Consider the following 9,706-nt stretch of genomic DNA (forward strand, 5'->3'; position numbering starts at 1 on the left):
TCACGGCACGGCATTCCGTGATGGCCTCCTTGAGGGACCCAGAGTCCCTCAAGGAGGCCTTCACGGACAGTCCGGCTGGCCGTCACGGACCGCATCCAGAGGACTAAACGCGTTGGTCTCTGCATCCCGTGGTTGCCGCAAGGTGTGAAGGTCGAGCTTCCTTCGCTCAGCCGAGGGATCGGGGCCTTCACGCGCTTCTGAGGTGGCCACTGAGGTTCGTGGGGTTCCTGGGGCGCTTGTGAAAAAACCTGGCGGTTCCGTGAAGGCCTCCTTCACTACCTTGAGGGTAGGCAAGGAGGCCTTCACGGACTTGTGGCCGGGGTAGACCCCTCGCAGCGAAGCCGCCTCGGGCGCATCCAGAGGACTAAATGCGGCGGGTGCGGGCTCAGTACTCGTCGTGCCGCTTCCACCAGTGCCCAGGGCCGTCGGTCCCGCGGCTGGACTCCTCCCAGGCCTCCTGTCGCCCGAGCGGCGTCAGGTCCAGGTAGCGCAGCGTCCCCACCAGCTGGTCCCCGCCGCGAGCCGTGGTGAAGTAGGTGCGGAACACGTCGTCGCCGTCGCGCAGGAAGACGCTGACGCCGAACCCGCCGTCGATGCCGCAGTCCGCGTTGAAGCCGTCACGCGTGGAGACCCACGGGACGGTCCAGCCCATCCGTTCCTTGTACCGCTCGATCTCGGGCAGGGTCGCCGGCGCGACCACGGACAGCGTGGTGTCGCGGGCGTGAAGGTGCGCGAGGTGGCCGATGTTGTCCACGAGGAACGAGCAGCCGGGGCAGCCCGCCTCCTGCCCGGGGGCGAGCATGAAGTGGTAGACGATCAGCTGGCGTCGTCCCTCGAACAGGTCCAGCAGGGAGACCCGGCCCTGGGGGCCTTCGAATTCGTACCCGGCGTCGAAGCGGACCATCGGCAGCCGTCGCCGTTGGGCGGCGATCGCGTCCGCGGCCCGGGTGAGTTCCTTCTCCTTGGCCAGCAACGCGTCCCGCGCGATCTGCCAGTCGTCCTGCGAGACGATGTCCGGGAGGGTGGTGGTGTCAGTCATCCTTGTCGCCTTTCTGTAGTTCGGCCAGGTGCCGCTCCATCCGGTCGAAGCCGCCTTCCCAGAACTGCCGGTAGCGCTCGACCCAGTCGGAGACCTCGCCGAGCGGGGCGGCTTCGAGCCGGCAGGGCCGCCATTGCGCCGTCCGGCTCCGGCTGATCAAGCCCGCGCGTTCGAGGACTTTCAGGTGCTTGGAGACGGCCTGGAGGCTGATCTGAAAGGGCTCGGCCAGCTCGTTGACGCTGGCCTCGCCCGTGGAGAGGCGGGCGAGGATCGCCCGCCGGGTGGGGTCCGCCAAGGCGGCGAACGTGGCGCTGAGCTGATCAGTGGTCATCGCTGCTCAATCAATCGGTTGTTTAACCCTGAGGTTGAATGTACTGGTGTGAGTTGATCTGTCAAGGACGAGTGAGAGCGCCGTCACGCGAGTGGATGGGTTTAAAACAGTAGGAAGTCCTAGTATTTTGGAGGGATGAGCAGCGACCTGCACCGGCCCGTGAACCCCGTTCGGTTCGTGACGGCGTCGAGCCTCTTCGACGGGCACGACGCGTCCATCAACATCATGCGGCGCATCCTGCAGTCGCAGGGCGCGGAGGTGGTGCACCTCGGGCACAACCGGTCGGTCGACGAGGTCGCGACGGCGGCCATCGCCGAGGACGTCCAGGGCGTGGCCATCAGCGCTTACCAGGGCGGGCACGTCGAGTACTTCAGCTACCTGGTCGAGCTGCTCAACGAACGCGGCGCGGGGCACATCAAGGTGTTCGGCGGTGGCGGTGGCGTCATCGTCCGCGAGGAGATCGACCTGCTGCACTCGCGGGGTGTCGCGCGGATCTTCTCGCCCGAGGACGGCTACGAAATGGGCCTCCCGGGCATGATCAACCTGATGATCAAGGCCTGCGACACGGACCTGACCACGCAGCCGCCGGATTCGGTCGACAAACTGCTTTCGGGTGACATCCCGGCGCTGTCCCGCGTCATCACGCAGCTTCAGCGCGAGGCGCTGCCGCAGGCGTGGCTCGACAAGATCGCCGAAACCGCCAAGTCGCGGACGGTGCCGGTCCTCGGCATCACCGGAACGGGTGGTTCGGGCAAGTCGTCGCTCACCGACGAGCTGATCCGCCGGTTCCGGCTGGACCAGGAAGACAAGCTCCGCATCGCCGTGCTCGCCGTCGACCCGTCGCGCCGCAAGGGCGGGGGAGCGCTGCTCGGCGACCGCATCCGGATGAACTGTCTCGACGGCAGCCCGGTGTACTTCCGCTCGCTCGCCACCCGGACCACCAGCGGCGAGATCCCGACCGGGCTTTCCGAGTCGATCCTCGCCTGCAAGGCCGCGGGCTTCGACCTCGTGATCGTCGAGACGCCGGGTATCGGCCAGGGTGACGCCGGCATCGTCGACTACGTGGACCAGTCGCTGTACGTCATGACGCCGGAGTTCGGCGCGGCGTCGCAGCTGGAGAAGATCGACATGCTCGACTTCGCCGACGCGATCGCGATCAACAAGTTCGAGCGCCGTGGCGCCGAAGACGCCCGTCGTGACGTCGCGCGCCAGCTCGTCCGCAACCGCGAGGCGTTCAGCTCCTCGCCCGAGGACATGCCGGTCTACGGCACGAGCGCCGCGAAGTTCAACGACGACGGTGTCACCGCGCTCTATCAGCACCTGCGCGACACCCTCGCCGAGCGCGGCCTGACCGTCTCGCCCGGCGTGCTCCCGAAGGTCGAGGGCAAGGTCTCGACCGACGCCAGCACGATCATCCCGGCCAACCGGACGCGCTATCTCGCCGAGATCTCCGACACCGTCCGCGGTTACCACACCAAGACCGAGCAGCAGGTCGCCGCGCTCCGCAAGCACGAACACCTCGCCGCCGCCAAGGAGGCGCTGGCCGCCGTCGACGCGAGCACCGACGCGCTCGACGGGCTGCTCGCGGCCGCCGAGTCCGATGTGGACGGTGAGTCGACAAATCTGCTCGCCCGCTTCCAGGAACTCGCCGAGTCCTACCGCGCCGACGAACTGGTCGTGAAGATCCGCGACAAGGAACTGCACACCCAGCTCTGGCGCGACACGCTGTCCGGCAACCGGATCCCGCGCGTGGCGCTGCCGCGCTACACCGAGTCCGGCGAGCTGCTGTCGTTCCTGCGACGCGAGCACCTGCCCGGATACTTCCCTTACACCGCGGGTGTTTTCCCGTTCAAGCGCGAGGGCGAGGACCCGGCGCGCATGTTCGCCGGCGAGGGCGACCCGTTCCGTACCAACAAGCGGTTCAAGCTCCTGTCGGCCGACTCCGACGCGAAGCGCCTTTCGACCGCGTTCGACTCCGTGACCCTCTACGGGCACGACCCGCACACCCGCCCGGACATCTACGGCAAGGTCGGTACCTCCGGCGTCTCCATCGCGACTCTCGAAGACATGGAGGTGCTCTACGACGGCTTCGACCTGACGTCGCCGAGCACGTCGGTGTCGATGACGATCAACGGCCCGGCGCCGACGATCCTCGCGTTCTTCCTCAACACCGCAATCGACCAGCGCGTCGAGGCGTTCAAGGCCGAGCACGGCCGCGAGCCGTCCGAAGCCGAGGCCGTCGAACTGCGCGAATGGGCGCTGCGCAACGTCCGCGGCACCGTGCAGGCGGACATCCTCAAGGAGGACCAGGGGCAGAACACCTGCATTTTCTCCACCGAGTTCAGCCTGCGGATGATGGCCGACATCCAGGAATGGTTCATCGACCACGGCGTCCGGAACTTCTACTCGGTGTCGATCTCGGGCTATCACATCGCCGAGGCCGGGGCGAACCCGATCTCGCAGCTGGCGTTCACCCTGTCGAACGGTTTCACCTACGTCGAGAGCTACCTCGCGCGCGGGATGAACATCGACGACTTCGCGCCGAACCTGTCGTTCTTCTTCTCCAACGGCATGGACGCCGAGTACTCGGTGCTGGGCCGGGTCGCGCGCCGGATCTGGGCGGTCGCGATGCGGGAGCGCTACGGCGCCAACGACCGCTCGCAGAAGCTCAAGTACCACGTGCAGACCTCCGGCCGGTCGCTGCACGCGCAGGAGATGAGCTTCAACGACATCCGCACCACGCTGCAGGCGCTGTGCGCGCTGTACGACAACGCGAACTCCTTGCACACCAACGCCTTCGACGAGGCCATCACGACGCCGTCGGAGAGCTCGGTGCGCCGGGCGATGGCCATCCAGATGATCATCAACAAGGAATGGGGCCTGTCGAAGAACGAGAACCCGTTGCAGGGCTCGTTCATCATCGACGAGCTGACCGACCTGGTCGAAGAGGCCGTCCTGCTGGAATTCGACCGGATTTCGGAGCGCGGCGGCGTCCTGGGCGCGATGGAGACCGGTTACCAGCGCGGCAAGATCCAGGACGAGTCGATCCTCTACGAACGCCAGAAGCACGACGGTACGTTGCCGATCATCGGCGTCAACACCTTCCGCAACCCGCACGGCGGCGAGAACGACGTCGAGGTCGAACTCGCGCGGGCGACCGAGGACGAGAAGGTGTCGCAGCTGAACCGGCTGGAGGACTTCCAGCACCGGCACCACGCCGAGGCGCAGGTCGCGCTCAAGACGCTGCGCGAGGCGGCGACCCGCGGCGGCAACCTGTTCGGCGTGCTGATGGACGCGGCGCGCGTGTGCTCGCTCGGCCAGATCACCGAGGCGTTCTTCGAGGTGGGCGGGCAGTACCGCCGCAACGTCTAGCCGCCGGGAATATCGCGGGGCGTGTTCGGGTAGTTGCTGAACATGGAGATCGGAATCGCCACCTTCATCACCGATGAAGGCATCAGGCCGGACGTCCTCGCCGCGGCCGTCGAAGAGCGCGGGTTCAGCTCGCTCCACATCGCGGAGCATTCGCACATCCCGGTCAGCCGGGAAACGCCGTACCCGGGCGGTGGCGAGCTGCCACGCGTGTACTACCGGACGCTGGACCCGTTCGTCGCGCTGACGGCGGCGGCCGGGGCCACGTCGAACCTGCTGCTGGGCACGGGTGTCGCGCTGCTCCAGCAGCGCGACGTCATCCACACGGCGAAAGAAGTCGCTTCGCTGGACCTGGTCTCGCGAGGCCGGTTCGTCTTCGGCGTCGGCGTCGGGTGGAACCGGGAGGAAATGCGCAATCACGGCACCGATCCGCGCACGCGAGGCGCCCTCGTCGACGAACAGCTCGCCGCGCTGAAGGAGATCTGGACCAAGGACGAGGCCGAGTTCCACGGCAAGCACGTCGACTTCGACCCGATCTTCGCCTGGCCCAAGCCGGTGCAGAAGCCGCATCCGCCGATCTACATCGGTGGCGCGGGGGAGAAGGCGATGCGGCGGATCGCCGAGTACGGCGACGGCTGGCTGCCGCACGCGCACACCCCACCGGAGGAGCTTCGCCGGGCTCGCCAGTGGCTGGCCGACCAGGGCCGGACCGACATCAGGTTCTCGGCCTTCGGTGCCACGCCCGAGGTGGAGGCGCTGCGTTCGCTGGAGAGCGGAAGCGTCGACGAGGCGACGATCTTCCTGCCGACCGAGCCCGAAGCGGCGACACTGGAGCTACTCGACCAGTACGCGAAGGTCGCCGAGAGCTTTCGAAAGGGGCAGCAGGCGTGACTGAGGTGCAAATCGGCTTGGCGGCGGCGCTGGAGCAGTTCTCGCCGCGCGAGTCGATCCGGCTGGCGGCGCTGGCCGAACAACACGGGTTCTCCGGCCAGATGGCCGCCGACCACTTCCAGCCGTGGGTCCCTCAACAGGGTGAAGCTTCCTTCGTGTGGAGCGTGCTCGCCTCGTTGGCGGAGAACACCACCGGCGACCTCGGGCCGGGCGTGACGTGCCCGTCGTTCCGGCTACATCCGTCGATGGTCGCGCAGGCCGCGGCGACGCTGGAGGCGACCTACCCGGGCCGGACCTGGCTCGGCATCGGCTCCGGTGAGGCGCTCAACGAGCACATCATCGGCGGCTACTGGCCCGAGGCGCCCGAGCGGGTGCGGCGGATGTTCGAGGCGCTCGAGGTCATCCGGAAGCTGTTCACCGGCAAGGACGTCAAGCACAGCGGCGAGTTCTTCAAGCTGCACACCACCCGGCTGTGGACGCTGCCGGACGAGCCGCCGCCGATCTACATCGCGTCGGCCGGGCCGTACACCTCGCGCAAGACCGGTGAGCTCGCGGACGGGCTGATCACGCCCGGCGCGTCGATCGAGAAGCTGGCGGGGATCCTCGACAACTTCGGCACCGGCGCGCGCAAGGCGGGCAAGGACCCGGACTCGATGCCGAAGCTGCTGCAGGTGCACCTGTCGTGGGCCGAGGACGACGAGACGGCGTGGGCCAACGCGATGGACCAGTGGCCCAACGGCGGCATGAAGTTCCCGAAGGCCGACATCCGCTCGCCGTTCGACTTCGCGCAGATGGCGAAACTGGTGCGGCGTGAGGACTTCGAGGGCCGTATGGTCGTCTCGTCCGACCCGGACGTGCACCGCGCGGCGCTGCAGAAGTACGTCGATGCCGGCTTCAACCGGATCTACGTCCACAACGTGGGCCGGAACCAGGACGAGTTCATCGAGACCTTCGGCCGGGACGTGCTGCCCAAGCTGACCGCCTAACGCGCGCCGACGCTGCGATGAAGGGGCCTTTCATAGCAAAATTTGCTATGAAAGGCCCCTTCATCGCACGAGAAGCGCGCTGCGTCAGGCGTTCTTGTCCAGCAGCAGGTGCACCGACAGTTCCAGCCGGTTCGCGACGTCGGCGGCCGAAGCGCGCCGCGTCACCCAGGCGACGAGGTTCGCCATCCAGACGTCGGCGATGACGTGGAAGATGTCGCGATCGGCCTCGGTCGGGTCCTCGATGCCCATGGCCTTGGCGAACATGTTCTCCATCAGCCGCCCGACCTGCTCGACCTCGGCGGCCGCGGTGGTGTCGGCGAACATGAACGCGCGGACCATGGCCTCGGTGAGATGCGGGTCCCGCTGCATCATCCGGGTGTTGCGGCCGAGGACGAACATGAGCCGCTCGCTCGGGGTTTCGCCGGGGATGGCCGCGCGGTCCAGTTTCTCCTGCGCGCGTTCGAATTCCCTGGCCAGCCCGGAAACCAGCAGGTGGATCTTCGAGGGGAAGTAGCGGTACAGCGTGCCGAGCGCGACGTCCGCCTTCTCGGCGACCGCCCGCATCTGGACCGCGTCGTACCCGCCCTTCGCGGCGAGGGTGAGGGTCGCGTCGATGATGCGGCGCCGCCGGTCGCGTTGGGCCGCGGAGCCGAGCTCCTCGCCGCCCAGCGCGGAGAGACCGTTGCCGCTTCGAGCTTTCGCGCTCGTGGGTGCCTTGGCCTTCCCTGGCATCGCCACGTCCCCCTTCATCGAACGATCTTCGTAACTTGTTCCACTTTCTCCGCGTAGCGTACCCAAGCGGACGAACTGTTCAAGACGTGACCCACTGGGCAAGAAACTGTAACACGTTCTACACTCGCGGGTAGGTCCGACGAGGAGGTCCCACCCGTGTCGATCGCGCTCACCGAGGAACAGGCGGCGCTGGCCGCGTCGATCCGGGCCTGGGCGGCTTCCGTCCATCCGGTCGACTCCGTCCGGAGTGGCCGGATCGCCGAGCCGCCGCCCGGACTGGCGGAACTCGGCCTGTTCGGCGTGGCGATTCCCGAAGACGTCGGCGGCGCCGGCGGCACGCTCGCCGATCTGGCCGCCGGGCTCGCCGAAGCGGCCGAAGCGCTCGTGCCAGGCCCTGTCCTCGGGACGGCGTTGGGTGGCGCATTACTCGCGACGGTTCCCCAAGCGGCCAAAGAGATCCTGCCCGGTCTCGCGGACGGGACCGAGCGGATGGCGGTGGTGCTCGGGCGGGGCTTCCGTGTCACGGATTCGATGGTCGACGGTGAGTCGGGCCCGGCCCTCGACGTTCACCCTTCGGCATGGTTGCTGGTGTCCGATGGGGACTTCGCCGCGCTCATTCCACCTGGGACGTCCGGAGTGGACATCGAGGAGTGCGACCCGTTCGACGTCTCCCGGCCGGTCGGCCGTGTCCGGTGCGCGAGCGCGCGGCCCGAGGCCGTTTTCGACGCTCTGCCGGTGGATGCCTACGCCGCCACACTCGGTGCCGCCGAAGCCGCCGGGATCGCGCGATGGTGTCTTCGGACCGCCGTCGAGTACGCGAAGGTGCGAGAACAGTTCGGTCGCCCGATCGGGTCGTTCCAGGCGATCAAGCATCTGTGCGCGGAAATGCTCTGCCGCGCCGAAGCCACCGACGCACTGGCGTGGGACGCGGCGAGGGCGGCCGACGACCCGGACCAGCACGCCCTCGCGGCCGCGACGGCGGCGGCCTACGCCCTCGACGCGGCCGTGGCCAACGCGAAGGACTGCATTCAGGTCCTCGGCGGCATCGGATTCACCTGGGAGCATGACGCGCATTTCTATCTGCGCCGTGCCGTGGCCTTGCGGCAGTGGCTCGGGGGTTCCGCCCGCTGGCGGCGTCGCGCCGCCGAACTCGCGCTGCGCGGCGATCGCCGCACGTTGAGCGTCGAAGTCGGTGAAGACGCCGGACTCCGTGACCTGGTCGGCGAAATCGCCGCCCTGCCTGAATCGGGGCGGCGTGTCGCGCTGTCCGATGCGGGGTTGCTGGCCCCGCATTGGCCCGCGCCGTACGGCCGGAGCGCCACCGCCGCCGAGCAACTTCGGATCGACGCCGCGCTCGCCGAAGCCGGCGTCCGGCGCCCGGATCTGGTCATCGGCGCCTGGGCGGTGCCGACGCTGCTGGAACACGGCTCCGAGGCCCAGCGCGAACGGTTCGCCGCGCCCACTCTGCGCGGCGAGATCACCTGGTGCCAGCTGTTCAGCGAGCCCGAGGCGGGCTCCGATCTCGCGTCGCTCCGCACGACGGCGCGGCGAACCGACGGCGGGTGGCTGCTGAACGGCCAGAAGGTGTGGACCTCGCTCGCCCGCGAAGCCGATTGGGCGATCTGCCTGGCGCGCACCGATCCGGACGCGCCGAAACACAAGGGGATCACCTACTTCCTCGTCGACATGACCGCCGCCGGGATCAGTACGCGGCCGCTGCGCGAGATCACCGGCGACGCCGTCTTCAACGAGGTGTTCCTCGACGACGTCTTCGTCCCCGACGACATGGTGGTCGGGGAGATCGACGGCGGCTGGCGGCTCGCGCGGACCACGCTGGCCAACGAGCGCGTCGCCCTCGGCAGCGGATCCGCGGTGGGGGAGGGCGTCGAAAACCTGCTCGCCACCCTCGGCGATGGCGCGGACCTGGAGAAACTCGGCGAGCTCGTCGCCGACGGGAGCGCGTGTTCGGTCCTGGACCTGCGGGCGACGCTGCGGCGGCTCGACGGTCAGGATCCGGGCGCCGAGTCGAGCGTGCGGAAGCTGCTGGGCGTCCGGCACCGGCAGGCGGTGGCGGAATTCGCGCTGGAGGCGCTCGGCGAGGGCGCCCTCGTGGCCGGCGACCCGGCGCAGCACGAGTTCCTGCTCACGCGGTGCCTCAGCATCGCGGGCGGCACCACTCAGGTGCTGCTCTCGCTGACCGCTGAGCGGCTGCTGGGGCTTCCGCGCTCCTGACGGCCGGGTCGTGAAAGTCCCGGTCACGGCCGTTTCGAGTGTCATGAAAGGGGCTTTCAAGACGTTGTGTTTGGAGTAAGCCCCGATAATTAACACGCCGCCCCACAGCAGGAGGTGCCGAGCTGA

Annotated in this window: 7 protein-coding genes; 4 read left to right on the top strand and 3 right to left on the bottom strand. The window is 68.2% G+C overall.

The features are described 5' to 3' along the window. Window positions 1-385: 385 nt before the first annotated feature. Together ACFWMR_RS38895 and ACFWMR_RS38900 are read right to left on the bottom strand one after the other, a co-directional pair. The gene (locus ACFWMR_RS38895; protein WP_378382023.1) at window positions 386-1,039 is read right to left on the bottom strand and encodes a DUF899 domain-containing protein; all 654 of its coding nucleotides are present in this window, start codon (window positions 1,037-1,039) and stop codon (window positions 386-388) included. Beyond that, window positions 1,032-1,370, bottom strand: coding sequence for an ArsR/SmtB family transcription factor (locus tag ACFWMR_RS38900; RefSeq protein ID WP_378382024.1), 339 nt, complete (start codon window positions 1,368-1,370; stop codon window positions 1,032-1,034). Before ACFWMR_RS38900 ends, ACFWMR_RS38895 begins: the two co-directional genes overlap by 8 nt. Window positions 1,371-1,505: 135 nt before the next feature. Here ACFWMR_RS38900 and icmF point away from each other — a divergent pair, with 135 nt between their 5' ends. The 3 genes from icmF to ACFWMR_RS38915 are packed head-to-tail and all read left to right on the top strand — an operon-like array spanning window position 1,506 to window position 6,616. Next, a complete protein-coding gene (gene icmF / locus ACFWMR_RS38905) occupies window positions 1,506-4,742 on the top strand; it encodes a fused isobutyryl-CoA mutase/GTPase IcmF (protein ID WP_378382025.1) in 3,237 nt (1,078 codons plus the stop codon). 42 nt (window positions 4,743-4,784) lie between these two features. Then, a complete protein-coding gene (locus ACFWMR_RS38910) occupies window positions 4,785-5,630 on the top strand; it encodes an LLM class F420-dependent oxidoreductase (RefSeq protein ID WP_378382026.1) in 846 nt (281 codons plus the stop codon). Beyond that, window positions 5,627-6,616, top strand: coding sequence for a TIGR03557 family F420-dependent LLM class oxidoreductase (locus ACFWMR_RS38915; protein WP_020637510.1), 990 nt, complete (start codon window positions 5,627-5,629; stop codon window positions 6,614-6,616). The genes ACFWMR_RS38910 and ACFWMR_RS38915 overlap by 4 nt, the downstream gene beginning before the upstream one ends. Before the next feature lie 84 nt (window positions 6,617-6,700). Here ACFWMR_RS38915 and kstR read toward each other — a convergent pair whose 3' ends face one another. Then, a complete protein-coding gene (kstR, locus tag ACFWMR_RS38920; RefSeq protein WP_093932706.1) occupies window positions 6,701-7,348 on the bottom strand; it encodes a cholesterol catabolism transcriptional regulator KstR in 648 nt (215 codons plus the stop codon). Window positions 7,349-7,504: 156 nt separating this feature from the next. Between kstR and ACFWMR_RS38925 the strand changes: the two genes are divergently transcribed. Continuing rightward, entirely contained in the window at window positions 7,505-9,580 is a 2,076-nt protein-coding gene (locus ACFWMR_RS38925; RefSeq protein ID WP_378382027.1) for an acyl-CoA dehydrogenase family protein, read from the top strand. Window positions 9,581-9,706: the final 126 nt, after the last annotated feature.

Origin of the sequence: Amycolatopsis thailandensis, assembly GCF_042723255.1 — a bacterium.
In the GTDB taxonomy this organism is placed as follows: Bacteria; Actinomycetota; Actinomycetes; order Mycobacteriales; family Pseudonocardiaceae; genus Amycolatopsis; species Amycolatopsis thailandensis.